This window comes from Cupriavidus sp. FW305-26 (genome assembly GCF_058787975.1).
Window position 1 is genome coordinate 111970 of sequence record NZ_JBYTAH010000009.1, and the last position, 17522, is coordinate 129491.

Annotated in this window: 16 protein-coding genes and 1 pseudogene; 11 read left to right on the plus strand and 6 right to left on the minus strand. The window is 64.8% G+C overall.

What is annotated here, in order from left to right:
* Positions 1-7 precede the first annotated feature (7 nt).
* Entirely contained in the window at positions 8-1459 is a 1452-nt protein-coding gene (locus AC3WQZ_RS08225; RefSeq protein ID WP_058697957.1) for an alkaline phosphatase, read from the minus strand.
* 227 nt (positions 1460-1686) lie between these two features.
* Here AC3WQZ_RS08225 and AC3WQZ_RS08230 point away from each other — a divergent pair, with 227 nt between their 5' ends.
* The 5 genes from AC3WQZ_RS08230 (at position 1687) to AC3WQZ_RS08250 (ending at position 8499) form a co-directional block, all read left to right on the plus strand.
* Positions 1687-2085 carry a hypothetical protein gene (locus AC3WQZ_RS08230; RefSeq protein ID WP_058697956.1) on the plus strand — a complete coding sequence of 133 codons (399 nt, stop codon included), beginning with the start codon at positions 1687-1689 and terminating at the stop codon, positions 2083-2085.
* A 69-nt stretch (positions 2086-2154) separates the two neighbouring features.
* Complete coding sequence (locus AC3WQZ_RS08235) at positions 2155-3456, plus strand: TolC family protein (RefSeq protein WP_058697955.1); 1302 nt, start codon at positions 2155-2157, stop codon at positions 3454-3456.
* A complete protein-coding gene (locus tag AC3WQZ_RS08240) occupies positions 3453-4997 on the plus strand; it encodes an efflux RND transporter periplasmic adaptor subunit (RefSeq protein WP_492300318.1) in 1545 nt (514 codons plus the stop codon). Before AC3WQZ_RS08235 ends, AC3WQZ_RS08240 begins: the two co-directional genes overlap by 4 nt.
* Positions 4994-8164 (plus strand): efflux RND transporter permease subunit, encoded by a 3171-nt coding sequence (locus AC3WQZ_RS08245; protein WP_492300319.1) that lies wholly within the window; start codon positions 4994-4996, stop codon positions 8162-8164. Before AC3WQZ_RS08240 ends, AC3WQZ_RS08245 begins: the two co-directional genes overlap by 4 nt.
* Positions 8161-8499 carry a copper-binding protein gene (locus tag AC3WQZ_RS08250; RefSeq protein ID WP_010810554.1) on the plus strand — a complete coding sequence of 113 codons (339 nt, stop codon included), beginning with the start codon at positions 8161-8163 and terminating at the stop codon, positions 8497-8499. Before AC3WQZ_RS08245 ends, AC3WQZ_RS08250 begins: the two co-directional genes overlap by 4 nt.
* A gap of 52 nt (positions 8500-8551) precedes the next feature.
* Here the strand turns inward: AC3WQZ_RS08250 and AC3WQZ_RS08255 are convergent.
* Positions 8552-8935 (minus strand): annotated as a pseudogene (locus AC3WQZ_RS08255) (LysR substrate-binding domain-containing protein); the annotation flags it as partial.
* A 155-nt stretch (positions 8936-9090) separates the two neighbouring features.
* A complete protein-coding gene (locus AC3WQZ_RS08260) occupies positions 9091-9417 on the minus strand; it encodes a hypothetical protein (RefSeq protein ID WP_010810552.1) in 327 nt (108 codons plus the stop codon).
* 294 nt (positions 9418-9711) lie between these two features.
* Here AC3WQZ_RS08260 and AC3WQZ_RS08265 point away from each other — a divergent pair, with 294 nt between their 5' ends.
* Positions 9712-9966 carry a hypothetical protein gene (locus AC3WQZ_RS08265; protein ID WP_058697953.1) on the plus strand — a complete coding sequence of 85 codons (255 nt, stop codon included), beginning with the start codon at positions 9712-9714 and terminating at the stop codon, positions 9964-9966.
* Position 9967: 1 nt separating this feature from the next.
* Here AC3WQZ_RS08265 and AC3WQZ_RS08270 read toward each other — a convergent pair whose 3' ends face one another.
* From AC3WQZ_RS08270 to AC3WQZ_RS08280, 3 genes are all read right to left on the minus strand, one after another.
* Entirely contained in the window at positions 9968-10384 is a 417-nt protein-coding gene (locus AC3WQZ_RS08270; protein WP_058697952.1) for a TraR/DksA family transcriptional regulator, read from the minus strand.
* 235 nt (positions 10385-10619) lie between these two features.
* Entirely contained in the window at positions 10620-10952 is a 333-nt protein-coding gene (locus AC3WQZ_RS08275) for a glycine zipper domain-containing protein (protein WP_010810549.1), read from the minus strand.
* Positions 10953-11250: 298 nt separating this feature from the next.
* Complete coding sequence (locus AC3WQZ_RS08280; protein ID WP_010810548.1) at positions 11251-11829, minus strand: elongation factor P; 579 nt, start codon at positions 11827-11829, stop codon at positions 11251-11253.
* A 295-nt stretch (positions 11830-12124) separates the two neighbouring features.
* On the opposite strand from AC3WQZ_RS08280, the gene AC3WQZ_RS08285 reads away from it, so the two are divergent.
* Genes AC3WQZ_RS08285 through AC3WQZ_RS08305 form a run of 5 tightly spaced genes read left to right on the plus strand, consistent with a single transcriptional unit; the run spans position 12125 to position 17518 of the window.
* A complete protein-coding gene (locus AC3WQZ_RS08285) occupies positions 12125-12400 on the plus strand; it encodes a ribbon-helix-helix protein, CopG family (RefSeq protein WP_010810547.1) in 276 nt (91 codons plus the stop codon).
* 3 nt (positions 12401-12403) lie between these two features.
* On the plus strand, positions 12404-14425 hold the full coding sequence (gene hyfB / locus AC3WQZ_RS08290) for a hydrogenase 4 subunit B (protein WP_492300320.1): 2022 nt from the start codon (positions 12404-12406) through the stop codon (positions 14423-14425).
* A 10-nt stretch (positions 14426-14435) separates the two neighbouring features.
* Positions 14436-15383 carry a respiratory chain complex I subunit 1 family protein gene (locus tag AC3WQZ_RS08295; protein WP_492300321.1) on the plus strand — a complete coding sequence of 316 codons (948 nt, stop codon included), beginning with the start codon at positions 14436-14438 and terminating at the stop codon, positions 15381-15383.
* Positions 15384-15402: 19 nt separating this feature from the next.
* A complete protein-coding gene (locus tag AC3WQZ_RS08300) occupies positions 15403-16062 on the plus strand; it encodes a formate hydrogenlyase (protein ID WP_010810544.1) in 660 nt (219 codons plus the stop codon).
* A 1-nt stretch (position 16063) separates the two neighbouring features.
* Positions 16064-17518: a hydrogenase 4 subunit F gene (locus tag AC3WQZ_RS08305; RefSeq protein WP_010810543.1), complete on the plus strand. Its 1455-nt coding sequence runs from the start codon at positions 16064-16066 to the stop codon at positions 17516-17518.
* Positions 17519-17522 lie beyond the last annotated feature (4 nt).

Here is a 17522-nt window from a genome sequence, read left to right on the forward strand (position 1 = left end):
TAGTGGCTTAGAGGCCGATGGCCGTCTTGATCAGGCCGAACACGTCGGTGTTGTCCATCACACCGGTGAAGGATTCGGCACCGTTGCCCAGTGCGCCGATAAAGACATCGGTGCCGCCATGGGTCTCGCCACCCGCCGCCGTCGGGATCGCGGCTTCCTGGTGATAGCTCTTGTCGTAGACCTGTGCATCGGTCAGCGCGGTGCGCGTGGCCGGGCGGTTCTCGCCGGTGCCGAAACCGATGATGGTGAACGGATTGCCGCCGGAGTCCGTGGACAGTGCGCCGGTCACGTAGTTCTTCAGCAGGCCCAGCACGCCGGGGTTGCTGTCGCTGGTGGGGCCGGTGCGCTTGGCGTAGCCGTTCAGCACCAGCGTGTGGTCATGGTCGGCGGTGACGACGATCAGCGTGTTCTTCAGGCCCGGGTCGATCACGTTGAGCTTGTCGATCGCGGTCTTGATCGCGGTGTCGAAGGCCACGGTGTCCTGCAGCGCCTTGCGCGCGGTGGTTTCATGCAATGCGTGGTCGATGCGGCCGCCTTCCACCATCAGGAAGAAACCCTTCTTCTTCGCGGCAAGCACGTCGATGGCCTTGCCGGTCATCTCCGCCAGGCTCGGTTCATCGCCGGGCACGCGGTCCAGGTCGTAGGCCATATGGCTGGACGTGAACAGCCCTGCCACCTTCTTCGCGCTGGCGGCGTCGATCTTGTCGAACTCGGCCTTGCTGGAAACGTAGGCATAGCCGGCCTTGGTCAGCTCGCCAACCAGGTCGCGGCCGTCGGTGCGGGCGCCGCCCGCGGCCTTGTTCTGGAAGTGCTTGCGGCCGCCGCCGAAGATCACATCGACGCCATCGCCAAGCGCGCTGTTGTAGCCAGCGCCGTGCGGCACCAGTTGCGCGGCGATGGTGTTCTCGGCGTCGCGGTGGCACACGTGCGCGTAGGTCGTGGCGGGGGTTGCGTGCGTGATGCGGGTGGTGGTGACCACGCCGGTGCCGTAGCCTGCCGCCTTCATCTGCTCTAGCAGCGTCGGCACGCTCTGGCCGTTGCCGGAAGCCGGGCAGGTGCTGTCCGCGCCGGACAGGTAGTCCTTGCCGCTGGCGTCGAAGGCATTGGTCTCCGGCGTCATCGAGATGACTTCGTTGTTCATCTTGACGCCGGTCATGTAGGCCGCCATCGACGGCGCGCTGTCGGTCACCTGCGCGTTGTTCGAATAGGTCCGGATAAACCCGCTCTCGGGGAGCGTATCCATGGTCAGGTCCCCATCCTCGCCGACCTTGTAGATCCGCGCCGCGGTCATGGTCGTCATGCCCATGCCGTCGCCAAGGAAGAACACGACGTTCTTCGTCGGCGCGGTGCTGCCGGCAGCCGGCGGCTGCGTGACCGGCGCATTGTTGTCATCATCGCTGCCGCACGACGCCACGGCCAGCGCCAGCAGCGGGGCTGCCAGTATTGAAAGACGCCTCATATTTCCTCCCCGTTGGTTTTGGCGGGAGGATGCACGACGAATATTTCGGCACCGTGACGTGTCACAGGACGGCATCGTTGCCGCTGCAGGAAAACATGCGAAAGTGCAGCATCAGGCCGTTCGCTATGTTCGCGAACAGCCCACCTGTGCGGCAAGCTGCCGCAGTAGCGATGCTGCCTGGTGGCGCCGAACACTGATATATTGTCGCCAAAACAGGCACCGCTCTCGTGAGCAAATCGCATCGCCGGCCATGGTTCGCCGGCTTCCTCCTCGTTGTCTTCCTGGCAGCCCAGCTGGCAGTGGCGGCGTACGCCTGTACCGGCAGCCGCTACCAGGCGGAACACAGCGGCACGATGGCGGCGATGACCGAATCCTGCGCCGATATGGCCGCCAGCGACACCCAGCAGGACATCGACCAGAGCGGGCTTTGCCTGGCGCATTGCCAGGCCGATTCCAGGAACGCCGACCATGCTTCGCCGCAGCTTCCGGCCTTCATGCCGGTGCTGATGCGCGTGCTTGAGCCAACGCGCGTGGTCCTGGCGGAGGTTCGCGTTGCGCTGCGCGCCGAGGCAGAGGCGCGCGCACCGCCTCCCCTCACCGTCCTTCACTGCAGTTTCCAGACTTAGCCTCCGGCTCGACGTCACCTGGTGCTGCCTGCTTCCATGCGGGCAGCAGTCGTCGTCCCTGGAGGCTTTATGCTTTTTCTACGTCACCTGACCGTGGCGCTGCTCAGCGCGCCCGCAATCGGCCTGGCTGCGCCGCAAGGCGCGCCCGGGCAATCCGCCCCTTCCCTCTCCCTTGAGGAAGCCGTCGCGATCGCGAGCGCCCATGCCGGCGACGCCGAATCGTCGCGCGGCGCCGTGGAGGCCGCCGGGCAAATGGCCGTCGCCGCCGGCCGCCTGCCGGATCCCGTGCTCAAGCTCGGCGTCAACAACGTGCCGGTCAACGGCTCGGACGCGTTCTCGCTAAGCCGGGATTCCATGACCATGCGCTCGATCTCGGTGATGCAGGAATTCACGCGCGCGGACAAGCGCCGCGCCAGGGCCGCGCGCTTCGAAGCCGAAGCCGCCGCTGCCGACGCGCAGCGCACAGTGGGGCTGGCAGGCGTGCAGCGCAATGCGGTCAATGCCTGGCTCGACCGGTGGTATGCGGAGCAGGCCGGCGTGCTGCTCGGCCATCACGGCCATCCGCTTGAACTGGCGCTGCAGGCCGCCACCGCGGCCTACCGCGGCGGGCGCGGCTCGCGTGCGGAGGTACTGGCGATGGAGCTGGAAATCCAGAAGCTGCACGACCGCGAGGACGAGAACCGCGCCGCGCTGGCAACGGCCACGCTGAACCTGGAGCGCTGGGTCGGCGCCGCTGCGCGGCGCCCGCTGTCGGAGCGGCCACCGCTTGAAGTGCCGCCGGGCGCCCGGCAACTCGCCAGGGGCGAGTTCGAGGCCGTGCCCGAACTGTCGGCTGCGCAGCGCGACGTGGCGCTGGCCGAATCGGAAATCCAGGTGGCAACGGAAGCCCGCAAGCCGGACGTGACGGTCGAGCTGATGTACAGCCAGCGCGGCTCGGCCTACTCGAACATGGGCTCGCTCAATGTCAGCTTCCCATTGCCGTGGGACCGGGGCAACCGCCAGGACCGCGAAATCAGTGCGCGGCTGGCGCAGGCCAATGACGCGCGGGCCAGGCTGGAAATGGTCCGGCGCAATACCCAGGCCATGGTCGGCGCCAGGCTGGCCGAGCTGCAGCGCAACCTTGACCGGCTGCGGCGCTACGACGACAAGACCTTGCCGCTCGCGCGGGCACAGGCGGATGCGGCACTGACGGCCTACCGCGCCAGCACGGGCACCTTGGCGGCGGTCGCCGAAGCCAACCATCGCGCCATCGACACCGCCATGGATCGCCTGCTGCTTGAGGCAAAGACCGCGAAGCTGTGGGCGGACCTGAACTACCTGGTGCCATTGCCTACCGCCCAGGCCGAAGCCGCAGTGAGGGAGGCAAAATGAAGAAGCACATCATTGCAGCAGCAGCCGGGCTGGTCGTCGCCGGCATCGCCCTCTACGGCGCTTACCACTTCGGGTTCACGCGCGGCACACAGACTGCGCAACCGTCGAGCACGGCTGGCGCGCAATCCACCGTGCTCAAGGCCGGCGACATCGATCCGAAGACCGGCAGGAAGATCCTGTACTGGCACGATCCCATGGTGCCGGGCCAGCGCTTCGACAAGCCGGGCAAATCTCCCTTCATGGAGATGCAACTGGTGCCGGTCTACGCGGACGGCGATGGCAGCGGCAGCGGTGTCACCGTCGACAGCCATGTCGCGCAAAACCTCGGCATTCGCACCACCGAGGCAAAGCCTGGACGGCTGGCCGCGATGCTACAGGTGCCCGGCAATGTCGCCATCGACGAACGCAGCGTGCAGGTCATCCAGGCGCGCACCAACGCCTTTGTGCAGCACGTCGCGGTCCGGGCCACCCTTGACCCGGTCCGGCGCGGACAGGCGCTGGTCACCCTGTACTCGCCCGACTGGGTCGCGGCGCAAGAGGAATACCTGGCCGTGTCACGCATGGCAGCGAGCGAGCATCTGGACGACCTGCGCAGTGCTGCCAGGAATCGCATGCTGCAGGCAGGCATGACGCCGGGCCAGGTCAGTGCGGTCGAAAGATCCGGCAAGCCGCAGCCCGGTGTTGCCATCGCCAGCCCGGTCGATGGCCTCGTGACCGAGGTGGCGGTGCGCGAGGGCATGACCGTGTCGCCGGGCATGACGCTGTTCCGCCTGGCTGACCTGAGCCAGGTTTGGGTGATTGCCGAGGTACCAGAGGGCCAGGCCGGCGCCATCCGGCCCGGCGCGGCGGCCACGGTACTGCAGGGCGGCACGGCCAGCCCCCTTGCCGGCAAGGTCGACGCCATCCTTCCCGACGTCAACCCGGCGACCCGCACCGTCAAGGCCCGCATCATCCTGCCCAACCCCGGCAGGCGCCTGCTGCCGGGCATGTTTGTCACGGTCGGCTTCGACAGTGGCGCGCAGAAGGAAGCGTTGCTGATCCCGTCGGAGTCGGTCATCCGCACCGGCCAGCGCAGTATCGTCATGGTCGATGCCGGCCAGGCAGGGTTCGTTGCCACCGAGATCAAGACCGGCCGCGAGGCCGATGGCATGGTCGAGGTGCTGGACGGACTGGCGCCGGGACAGAAAGTGGTCACGTCCGGCCAGTTCCTGATCGACTCGGAAGCCAGCCTGCGCGGCAGCGCGCAACGCATGTCCGCCCCGCCTGCGGCCTCCGCACCTGCCGCACCATCGGCCGAGCATGAAGGCACAGGCCGCATCGAAGCCGTGAACGGCAGCGAGAGCCTGACCATCTCGCATGGCCCCATCCCGTCGGCACAGTGGGGTGCGATGACCATGGATTTCGCCGCGCCGCCGACAGGCCTGCCCAAGGGACTGAAGCCTGGCGACCGCATCCGCTTCCGCTTCCACCTGGACCGCGACGGCGCGGCCATGCTGTCGTCGGTCGAGCCCGCCGGCACCGCCCAGGGAGCCCGGCCATGATCGCGCGCCTGATCCTGGCCTCGATCCGCCACCGCATCCTGGTCCTGCTGGCCACGGTGATGCTGACCGCATGGGGCCTGTGGGCGGTGCGAAGCACGCCGCTCGACGCCCTCCCCGACCTGTCCGATGTGCAAGTGATCATCCGCACGCCCTTCCCGGGCCAGGCGCCGCAGATCGTCGAGAACCAGGTTACGTATCCGCTGACCACCACCATGCTGTCGGTGCCCGGCGCCAGGACGGTCCGGGGTTACTCTTTCTTTGGCGATTCGTTCGTCTATGTGCTGTTCGAGGATGGCACCGACCTGTACTGGGCGCGCTCGCGCGTGCTGGAATATCTGAACCAGGTGCAGTCCCGCCTGCCCGCCGCGGCCAGGCCGGCGCTGGGGCCGGATGCCACCGGCGTCGGCTGGATCTACGAGTACGCGCTGGTGGACAAGACCGGCCAGCATGACCTCGGCCAGTTGCGCGCACTGCAGGACTGGTTCCTGCGCTTCGAACTGAAATCGCTGCCCAATGTGGCCGAGGTCGCTTCGCTGGGCGGCATGGTGAAGCAGTACCAGGTGGTGCTGCTGCCGGACCGGATGCGCGCCTACAACCTGTCGCAGGGCAAGGTGCTGGCGGCGCTCAGGGGCGCCAACCAGGAGGCCGGCGGGTCGGTGCTGGAAATGGGCGAGGCAGAGTATATGGTGCGCGCCAGCGGCTACCTGAAGACGCTCGACGATTTCCGGCAGATTCCGCTGGTGACCAGCGATGCCGGCATTCCGGTGCGGCTGGGCGATGTCGCCATCGTCCAGCTCGGCCCGGAGATGCGGCGCGGCATCGCCGAACTTGACGGCCAGGGCGAGGTTGCCGGCGGCGTGATCGTGATGCGCTCAGGCAAGAACGCGCTGGAAACCATCGAGGCGGTCAAGGCGAAGCTAGCCACGCTGCAGAAGAGCCTGCCTGCCGGTGTGCAGATCGTCACCACCTACGACCGCTCCGCGCTGATCAAGCGCGCGGTGGAAAACCTGACACACAAGCTGGCCGAAGAGTTCGCCGTGGTCGCGCTGGTGTGCCTGCTGTTCCTGTTCCACCTGCGTTCCGCGCTGGTGGCGATCGTGTCGCTGCCGCTGGGCGTGCTGGCCGCCTTTTTGGTGATGCGCTACCAGGGCATCAATGCCAACATCATGTCGCTGGGCGGCATTGCCATTGCCATTGGCGCCATGGTCGATGCCGCGGTCGTGATGATCGAGAACGCGCACAAGCAGCTGGAACACTGGCATGCCGAGAACCCCGGCCGGGCGCTGGCAGGGAACGAGCGCTGGGGCGTGATCGGCCGGGCCGCCACCGAGGTCGGGCCCGCGCTGTTCTTCTCGCTGCTGATCATCACGCTGTCGTTTATCCCGGTCTTTACGCTGGAGGCGCAGGAGGGCCGGCTGTTCTCGCCGCTGGCCTTTACCAAGACCTATTCCATGGCCGCGGCGGCGGGCCTGTCGGTGACGCTGGTGCCGGTGCTGATGGGCTACATGATCCGCGGCAGGATTCCTTCGGAGCAGTCCAACCCCTTGAACCGATGGCTGATCCGCGCCTATCGGCCGGTGCTGGCACGGGTGCTGGCCTACCCGAAGACCACCCTTGCGGTCGCCGCGGTGCTGCTGGCCGCGACGGCGTGGCCGATGCTGCGTACCGGCGCCGAATTCATGCCGCCGCTCGACGAGGGCGACCTGCTCTATATGCCGTCTGCATTGCCAGGCCTTTCCGCCGGCAAGGCAGCGCAGCTGCTGCAACAGACCGACCGCCTGATCAGGACCGTGCCCGAGGTGGCGACCGTGTTCGGCAAGGCCGGCCGCGCCGATACCGCGACCGATCCGGCTCCCCTCGAGATGTTCGAGACCACCATCCAGTTCAAGCCGCGCGACCAGTGGCGTGCCGGCATGACCACCGACAAGCTGGTGGAAGAGCTCGATCGCGTGGTCAAGGTGCCGGGCCTGTCCAACATCTGGGTGCCGCCGATCCGCAACCGCATCGACATGCTTGCCACCGGCATCAAGAGCCCGGTCGGCATCAAGGTGGCGGGCGCGGACCTGAAGGAGATCGATCGCCTGGCAACGCGCATCGAGGAAGCCGTCAGGACAGTGCCGGGGGTGACGTCGGCACTGGCCGAGCGGCTGAGCGGCGGGCGCTATGTCGATATCGACATCAATCGCGTGGCGGCGGGCCGCTACGGGCTGAACATCGCGGATGTGCAGAGCGTGATATCGTCGGCCATCGGCGGCGACAATGTGGGCGAGGTCGTCGACGGGCTGGCGCGCTTCCCTATCAACGTACGCTACCCGCGCGACTACCGCGACTCGGTGGAGCAACTGCGCAGCCTGCCCATCGTCACGGACAAGGGCCAGCAGATCGTGCTGTCCGACGTGGCGCGCATCCAGGTGGTGCAGGGAGCGCCGATGCTGCGCAGCGAAAACGCGCGACTGTCGGGCTGGGTGTATGTCGACATCCGCGGGCGTGACCTGCGCTCGGCCGTCCGGGATATGCAGGCCGCCGTTGCGAAAGCGGTGCCGATGCCGGCTGGCTATTCGCTGAGCTGGTCGGGGCAGTTCGAATACCTGGAGCGGGCCGCCGCAAAGCTGAAGGTGGTAGTGCCGTTCACGCTGCTGATCATCTTCGTGCTGCTGTACCTGGTGTTCGGCCGTCTCGATGAAGCCCTGCTCATCATGGGCACGCTGCCGCTGGCGCTGATCGGCGGCTTCTGGCTGCTCTACCTGCTGGGCTACAACCTGTCGGTTGCCGGCGTGGTCGGCTTCATCGCGCTGGCGGGCGTGGCGGCGGAATTCGGCGTGATCATGCTGCTCTACCTGAAGCAGGCATGGACCGCGCGCGCGAACCAGGGCGATGCCAGCCTGTCCGCGCTGCTTGAGGCCATCCAGGAAGGCGCGGTGCTGCGCGTGCGCCCCAAGGCAATGACCGTCGCCGTCATCCTTGCCGGCCTGGTGCCGATCATGTGGTCGCATGGCACCGGCTCCGAGGTCATGCAGCGCATTGCCGCGCCGATGGTGGGCGGCATGCTCACCGCGCCATTGCTTTCGCTCTTCGTGGTGCCGGCGGTGTATTTGCTGATGCGCCGGCGCCAGACCAGACCTCAACCAGTTTCCGTACACCCCTCACTTCAGAAGGAACCACAATGAATTCCATCAAGACGCTCGCCCTCGCGCTGGCTTTCGCCACCACGCCGGCCGCATTCGCAGCGGGATCGATGGACGGCATGGACATGAAGCCGTCCGCACCCGCGCAGCAGGCGCCGCAACCCGTGGCAGCCGAGATCAAGAAGATCGATGCGCAGGCCGGCAAGGTCACGCTCAGGCACGGACCGATCGCCAACCTCGGCATGGGACCGATGACCATGGCGTTCCCCGTCAAGGATCGCGCATCGCTGAAGGATTTCAAGGAGGGCGAGGCGGTATCCGTGACGTTCGACAACGTTGATGGCAAGCCTACGGTCATGCAAATGCGGCGCAAGTGAGGGCTACCGTCGCTGGAGGTGATTGCGCGTTCGGCGCGCAATCACTGTGTGCTCACGCTTTGGTGCCCAGACGCTCCTTCAGGAACTCGATAAAGCGCTGTGTCTTTGCCGGCAGCAAGCGTGTTTCGGTCAGCGCATAGACCGGCGTCGGCCTGGTCTGCCTGCCAGGCAATATCCGGCGCAGGCGGCCGGCCGCCACGTCCTCTGCCGCCACCTCCTCGGCCAGCAAGACCACGCCCAGGCCCAGCATTGCCAGGCGGCAGCATCTCCCCCGGTTGCTCGTGGGCGATCCGTGCTTCGTCCAGATGCGCTTGCAGCGCTCGTAGTAGAGCTGCCCGGTCTCGGTCAGCTCGACCTTGCGCATCGTGCGATGCAGCAGCCGCAGGCCAATGGCCTTCTCCAGCGCGCTGATCCGCCTGGAAAGCGCGTGTGCAGGAGGTGATTTTGGGTGCCCTGCAGGGCTGAGGGAGGCCGCCTATGCAGGCTGGGTGCAGGTGCAACCTGGCCTTGCCTGCGGCCTGAGATCGTGCGCGCCTTGACCGCGGCGCATGCAATCAGCCCCGGCTGGTTGGACCGGGGCTGTCAGATAAGTTAGTGCAGTTGGCGCTTCAGGTCAGCAAGTTCCGAATGCATCGAACTGACTGCATCCTTGACCTTTGCATCGAGACTGCCGGCCTGCTGGCAAGCGCGGTCTGCACGATCACCGATCCGTTCGAGATCATCGACCCACTGCCGGATCCGATCCTCATCCTTGGAAGACACGACCTTCGATGCCGATTTGCACTCCTTGTCGAGCTCATCCACCCAGTTCATCAAGTCTTGTGGAATCCCCGTATCGGCATGACAAGTCCGGGATGTCTCGCTGATGGTTTGCTGCAGATGACTAAAACGTTGCTGCATTTCACTGGCTTGCAACATGATGCCCCCTTCGTGAACACCAATCCACATGAGTTCAGGCAGCAGATGATTGTGTGTTGCCTGTGCCATTGTCATTCGCCCGCATCAGTTGGCTGCCAATGAAGCTCCATTGCCCAGCCTCGAAGCGCGCGAAGGCACTTTTTCAGTCTAGGTCAAATTCAACCGCACGCTCCGATGTGATCGCCGGGGTTCCGCGGCATTACTAGGCATTAGCCGCGCCTCGCTATATCTTGAATTCAAGACAGTCCGGCGCTCGGGCTGAGCTACGGACATCGTAAATTGCCGGAGGCTGAAATGCTGGAAAAAAAGCGGTCTTACAAGGGATTCCACGTTGCGCTCTTCGTGCCGGAGGTGATTGAGCCAGGCAAGCCAGGCGGGCGAGTCCAGATCTCCACGCGCAATGAGGACATGGGCATCCGCTTTACGCCGGACTGGCCCCACCCGCCCGCAACGCTGGAGGAGGCAGAGGACTGGCTTTTCGCCTACGCCGCAGGGATCATCGATTGTGAACTGGCGGGCGGCTTCGGCATTGATCTCAGGAACGAGTAAGTCAGTCCGGCGACGAAAGATCTGCGGAAGCCGGTCGGCGCGTCTCCTGCGCCTGGCGGGGATGGCGGTGTTCGTGGAGATTCTGGCATGCCGTGCAGCGCGTGGCGGTCGGGTACGCTTGCAGGCGGGCGAAACGGATGGCCTGCTGGCAGTCAATACAGACGCCATACTGGCCGCTCCTCATCCGTGACCGGGCTGCTTCAATGTCAGCCAGTTGCATGCGATAGTGTTTCAGCATCGCGTCGCCCTGGCGCTGCACAGTCTTTTCGTCCGCCACTTCACCATCGTCAAGGTGTTCACGTTGTGTTGGCGCCACAACAGGCGAATCCGCGGTTCCGGCGACGGCACGAATGCGCAACTCCTCAGCGTCCATTTGGGCCACCAACTTCGCCAACTCTTCCTTTGTCAGCCCGTCCATGACTGGCCTCCTGGGTAAACATCCTGCGGGTCGCACGTAAGCAGACCGTCCAGCGTAGCGCGTCTGGGCAATCGCACCTGGCGGGCACAGTTGTTGTATTGCCGCTCAGATGTGTCGCCACTTAGATCGCGGCTCCCGCAAGGGGCTGTAGCCATTTGCCGGCATGGCAAAAAACACGTGCCCCTTGCGGGACCAGCACGGGTCACTGCCGTGCCGGTCCCTCAGTCACGAATACCTAACGGTGGCTGGCAGCCAGCGCGACGATAGCGCCTGTGGTAGCCGCGATGGCGGCCACAGTACCCATGCTTTGCCACGGATGCTCATGAACGTAGCGATCGGTCGTTGTCGCCCACTCGGAGACTTTGGCGCGGCTTTCTTCGCGCAGCGTAACGATGCGCTCCTGCAGCGCGCGCTGCCGGGCCTTGAGTGCATGGCGCTCAAGGCTGGTCCCTACGCCGGTTTCGGCTTTGACATCATGAAGAAGTGCCTGAACGTCGGCCATCAGCGTATCGACGTCGCGGGCCAATGCGTCCTTGCGCATAGAGAAATCAGATTGGATGTCGTTCATCTTGCCCTCCTGTTAGCGAAATCATCGCGGTGCGTCGCGCAGCACGATTGGCACTGTGTCAAATATAGGACTGGGCTGACAGCCCGGCATGACAAAGAACACGCTACGACGAAGCCGTCCGCAAGGAGGCAAGAGGACCGTAGAACCAATGCGACGGAAGTATCGCCGCGCTTACGCGCCAAGCCTTTTGTCGCTGATGGCTATCAGGTGCCGAATGCGGTACTGCCGACGCTGCCGCCCCCGTCCCGCCGGAACTGTACGCGGCGCTGCGCATGCAGGGAGTGGCGCGGCACCGGAGTCACGCCTTTCGCGTCCCTCGCCTTATCCGCTCCAAATATTTTCCTGAAGCGACCTCGATTCGCACCGTGTCCCCTTCCTTGACGAACTGAGGAACGAGAACTTCCATGCCGTTCTCCAGCGTGGCAGCCTTGAAGGTAGAGGATTCATGCTCGTGCAGGCCCGGCGGCGTGGACATGATGGTTACCTCGACCGCAGGGGGGAATGCGATGGTGACTGGCTCGCCCTCATAAAGCTGCACCGGGATTCGCATATTGGGACGAAGAAACTTCTGGTATGCGCCCATGGTTTCCGCAGGAAAACTGATCTGCTCGAAGGTGTCGGGATTCATGAAGAAAAAGGCGTCACCATCGGTGTACAGATATTCCATCTCCTGGTGATCAAGCGCGACCTCTTCGAGCTTGTTGCCCGGGTGTAACCGCAACTCCTTGATGTGGCCAGTCTTAAGGCTCTTGAACTTGGCGAAAACTGCGCTCCCCTGTTGGCCGCCGCCGGCGTGGTACCCGGCGCTGGTAACGCTATGAAGTTCACCTTCAAGCATGATGACCATGCCCGACTTCAGTTCGGAAGCTTCGACCATTGGTGTCTCCGCGTGGGCGGCAGGATTTCGCCTTCAGCCTAGCACACGCGGAACGAGAAACTCGATGGCGCTGACCGCATTGGGAGAATTGCGCACCGGCGACAGCGGGATGCTGCAGCGCCGCATGCACTAGGCTGACAGCAGGAAACGCCAGCGACGAATGTGCGACGCCGTCCAGTGTATTTGCCCTGGTTGCAGCGAGTAAAGGAATGGCAGCGTCCAGGCCTTTTGATTCGCATGGCCATCATCTATGATGTGATTCATGTAATCATCGTATTGCCATCTTGAGGATCCCATGGAGCAAAAGACCGCTCGGCTTACGTTGCTCATCGATCCCAACAAGAAGGCCGCCTTCGAGCGCCTCTGCGCACAACAGGATCTGACTGCCTCGCAGGTGATACGGCGGCTTATCCGCGACTACCTGGCCCAGCATGGCGTCCAGTACGTGCCCAGCGGCGTAGGCACGGACAAGGCGGAAGCCAAGGGCAAAGAGAGGCCACCGGTCGGCGCGTCGTCGCGGCGCGACGCGGCACCTCCTGCCAAGCGCCGTACGACCCGTCGTGGAGCCTGATCCATGAGCACCGTGCCCCCTCTCACGCAATGGCTCCATCTCGACTGGATGCTTGTTGTGGTTGGGGCCTGGCTGCTTATCGGCGTGGCAGGGGTCCTGGCGCTGCATCGGTTTGCCCTGGTATCCCACGTGCTGTTCCCCATCGGGGGACTGCTAGGGCTTGCGCTGTTCAGCCTGGCGCTGCACGCTGTGTCCGGCACGCCCGAGGCAGCCGTGCTGCCCATTGGCCTGCCATCGCTGCCGTTCCACGTCCGGCTCGACAGCCTGTCCGCCTACTTCCTGATGGTAATGGGGGGAGCGGCGGCTGGCATCTCCACGTTTGCGGCTGGCTACTTCCGCACGGGCGAAGGTACGCCGCCAGGCCTGCTTTGTCTTGAATACCACCTGTTTCTTGCCAGCATGGCCGGGGTGATCCTGGCCGACGACGCCTACTCGTTCATGGTGATGTGGGAAACCATGGCCCTGGCTTCATTCTTCCTGGTGACCGCCAACCACCGCATCGCCGAAGTGCGCGCCGCCGGCTATCTCTACATCACGATGGCGCGCATCGGGGCGATTGCGATTTTGCTGTGCTTTGGCGTGCTGCAGGCCAATACCGGCGACTATACGTTTGCCAACATGCGCGCCCAGGCGCTGACGCCGTTCTGGGCCTCCGCCGGTTTCCTGCTCGCGTTGTTCGGATTCGGCGCCAAGGCCGGCATCCTGCCTCTGCACATCTGGCTGCCGGAGGCGCATCCGGCCGCGCCGTCACCGGTATCGGCAATGATGAGCGGCGTCATGCTCAACACTGCCATCTACGGCCTGTTGCGCGTATCTTTCGACCTGCTGCCGATGCGCCTGTGGTGGTGGGGCGGATTGCTGCTGGCGATTGGATTGGCCACCGCGCTGTTCGGCGTGGTCTTCGCAGCTGTTCAGACCGACATGAAGCGGCTGCTGGCTTATTCGTCGATCGAGAACATGGGCCTGCTCTTCGTTGCCATGGGGCTGACACTGCTGTTCTCGGCCTACGGCATGAAGCCGATGGCCGCCCTCGCCCTGACGGCCGCGCTCTACCATGTCGCCAGCCATGCATTCTTCAAAAGCCTGCTTTTTCTGGGAACCGGTAGCGTGCTGCATGCCACCACCGAGAGAAGCCTGGGCAAGCTAGGCGGACTGATTCGCTACATGCCATGGGTGGGCTGGCTGACACTGCTGGGCGTGCTGGCCAGCGCCGGGCTGCCGCCGCTTGGCGGTTTCGTCTCGGAGTGGCTGCTGCTGCAGAGCTTCCTTTTCACGCCTGGTCTGCCGGAACCGATACTGACCATGCTGATCCCGGTGGTCGCCGCGCTGATTGCGCTGGTGGCGGCACTGGCCGGTTACACCATGGTCAAGTTCTTCGGCGTGATCTTCCTCGGCCAGCCCCGTGAGCCCAGACTGGTCAACGCGCACGACGCCGGCCGTTGGGAGCGCGCGGGCATGCTGTGGCTGGCGCTGGGCTGCATCGCGCTTGGCCTGCTGCCGACGCAATTCGTCCAGTTGATCGATCCGGTGACGCAGCAACTGGTGGCGAGCGGACTCGGCGCCCGGACCGCGGCCAGCAGCTGGCTGCTGGCGCCGAACGGCCTGGCCCAGGCCAGCTACGGGCCGGTTATTTTCCTGTCAGGCATCCTGGCCAGCGTTGCGCTCGCCTACCTGCTGGTGCGCCGCTTCTACCACGGTCGGCTTCGCCGCAGCCCGCCCTGGGCTTGCGGCTTTCCCTGGGGCACCGCGCGCATGCAGGACACTGCCGAGGGGTTCGGGCAGCCGATCCGCCAGATCTTTGAGCCGTTTTTCCTGATGCGCCGCGACCTGCCGACGCCATTCGATGAGCAGCCGCACTACCGGGTCACAGTGGCGGATCATTTTTGGCGCTGGATGTATGTCCCCGTGATCGATCTGGCGTCGTACCTGGCCCGGCTGATCGGCCTGATGCAACAGGGACGCATCTCGGTTTACCTGCTGTACAGCTTCCTGACCCTGGCCGCCACGCTGCTGGCCGTGATGTGAAGAGGGCCGCATGAACCTGACCGGGATCCTGTCACAGCTGCTTGAGATCGTGATCTCGATCGCTCTGGCGCCGCTGCTGACCGGCTGGGTCAATCAGTGGCGCGCCTGGCTGCAGAACAAGTCGGCACCCAGCCTCTGGCAGCCCTATCGCATGCTGCACAAGCTGTTCAACAAGGAATCGGTGGTCGCGGACAATGCCTCGCCGCTGTTCCGCGCCACGCCTTATGTGGTGTTCGGCTGCATGGCGCTGGCTTGCTCGATCGTCCCGACCGTGTCCACCGATCTGCCACTGGCACCGGCCGCCGACGCGATTGCCCTGGTCGGCCTGTTCGCGCTGGCGCGGGTTTTCATCTCGCTGGCGGCGATGGACGTCGGCACCGCTTTCGGGACCCTGGGAGCGCGGCGCGAGATGCTGATCGGCTTCCTGGCGGAACCGGCGCTGCTGATGGTGCTGTTCTCCGCCTCGCTGGTCTCCAAGTCGACCTCGCTCACCACCATCGTCGAGACGATTGCTCACCGGGACCTGGCCATCTATCCCGGCCTGGCGTTTGCCGGCGTGGCGTTCACCATGGTATCCCTGGCCGAGAACGCCCGCATACCGGTCGACAATCCCGCCACCCACCTCGAGCTGACGATGATCCACGAGGCGCTGATCCTGGAATATTCGGGGCGGCATCTGGCCCTCCTTGAGTGGGCGGCAAGCCTGAAGCTGTTCGCCTATTCCTGCATCGGCCTGGCGCTGTTTTTCCCATGGGGCGTTGCTGAAGCGCAAGCTCCCCTGGCCATGCTGCTGGCGCTGCCCGCGCTGCTGTTCAAGCTCATGGTGGGCGGGATCCTGCTGGCGGCGCTGGAGACGGCGAGCGCCAAGATGCGCATCTTCCGCGTGCCGGAGTTCCTGGCCACCGCCTTTCTGCTGGCGGTGATCGGCATGCTGGTCCACTTGCTGCTGGCACGCTGAACCCCCGGAGGCCAGTCCAGTGACCGTACTCCTCACCCAGTTTGTCAACCTGCTCGGCGCGGTGCTGTTGATCCTCGCCTTCGCCATGATCTCGCAACGACGGATCCTGTCGCTGATCAACTTGTTCACGCTGCAGGGTGCGACCCTGGCCTTGGCCACGGCTATCGTCGGCTACGTGACGGGCCAGCCGCACCTCTACCTGTCGGCCGGCCTGACCGCAATCCTCAAGGCGTTGCTCATCCCTTATCTGCTGCACCGCGTGATCGATCGTCTCCGGATCCGCAGGGACGTCGAGACGCTGATCAACATTCCCACCACGATGCTGATCGGCATCCTGGTCGTGATCTTCGCCTTCAACCTCACCATGCCGATCTCGCGGCTGTCGCTGAAGCTCGCCAGCGGCACGCTGGGCATTGCGCTGGCCTGCGTGCTGCTGTCCTTCCTGATGATGATCACGCGCTCCAAGGCGGTGCCGCAGGTCATCGGCTTCCTGGCGATGGAGAACGGCCTCTTCTTTGCGGCCACCGCCGCGACCTATGGCATGCCGATGGTGGTCGAGCTGGGCATCGCGCTGGATGTGCTGATCGGCGTGCTGATCCTGGGCGTGTTCATGTTCCAGATCCGCGAGCAGTTCGACAGCCTGGACATCCGTCACCTTGAGAAGCTGAAGGAGGATTGAGTTGACCGCGCTGGCCTTTCTGCTTGGATTTCCGCTTGCCGGCGGGCTGGTGCTGGCGCTGACGGGACATCGCGAGCGCGCACGCGACATCAATGTCGCCTTCAGCCTGGGCACATTCCTCGCCGCCTGCGTGCTGACGGCGCAAATCGTCGCCGATGGTCCCATGCTGGCATGGGACCGGGAGTTCTACATCGATGCCCTGAACGTCTTCCTGGTTGCGCTGACCGCGTTCGTGGGGCTGACCACCTCGATTTTTTCGCGGCCGTACATGCGGGTGGAGCACGACCACGGCAAGATGACGCCGCCGCGGCTGCGTCTGTACCACAGCATGTACCAGCTCTTCACCTTCACCATGCTGCTGGCGCTGACGACCAACAATATGGGTATCGTGTGGGTTGCGATGGAGGCCGCCACGCTGACCACGGTGCTGCTGGTCAGCGTCTACCGCACCGCCGCGAGCCTCGAGGCCGCCTGGAAGTACTTCATCCTGTGCGGGGTGGGGATTGCCCAGGCGCTGTTCGGTACGGTGCTGCTGTACATGGCCGCCGAGCAGGTCATCGGCCCGGAGGGCGGGGCCCTGCTGTGGACCAACCTGGACGCGGTCAAGCGCCAGCTCGATCCCAACATCATCACGCTGGCGTTTGCCTTCCTGTTTATCGGCTATGGCACCAAGGTCGGCCTGGTCCCATTGCACAACTGGCTGCCCGATGCCCACGCCGAGGGGCCAACCCCGGTATCCGCCGTGCTCTCCGGCCTGCTGCTCAATGTGGCGCTCTATGCCGTGCTGCGCTGCAAGGTGCTGACCGATGCGGCGCTTGGCAACCATCTGACCGGCCGCCTGATGATGGGGTTCGGCCTGCTATCGGTGGTCGCGGCTGTCTTCTTCCTGATCCGGCAACGCGACATCAAGCGCATGTTCGCGTATTCGTCCATCGAGCACATGGGCATGATGACCTTCGCCTTCGGCATGGGCGGGCCGATCGCCAGCTATGCCGGCCTGCTGCACATGACGGTGCATTCGCTGGTCAAGTCAGCGATCTTCTTCGCCGTCGGCCACGCCGCGCAGAAGGCGGGCACGCAAGTCATGGACGATATTCGCGGGTTGATCCGTGTCAGTCCCACGGTCGGCTGGGGCCTGATGGTAGGAGTGCTCGCCATCCTGGGCATGCCCCCGTTCGGGGTCTTTGCCAGCGAGTTCCTGATCGTCACCACCGCCATGCGCGAACAGCCGTGGGCCACGCCCTTCCTGCTGTTGGCACTTGGGCTGGCGTTCGCCGCGGTGTTCAGCCGGGTGCAGCCGATGGTCTTCGGCGACACCACGCTCATGCCGCTGGCGCATCCGCCAGCGCTGGTCCCGGTGTTCACGCACCTCGCCCTGGGGCTGATGCTGGGCCTCTATGTTCCGCCCTATCTCGACACCTGGTACCGGCAGGCAGCCGCAATGCTTGGGAGCTGAACCG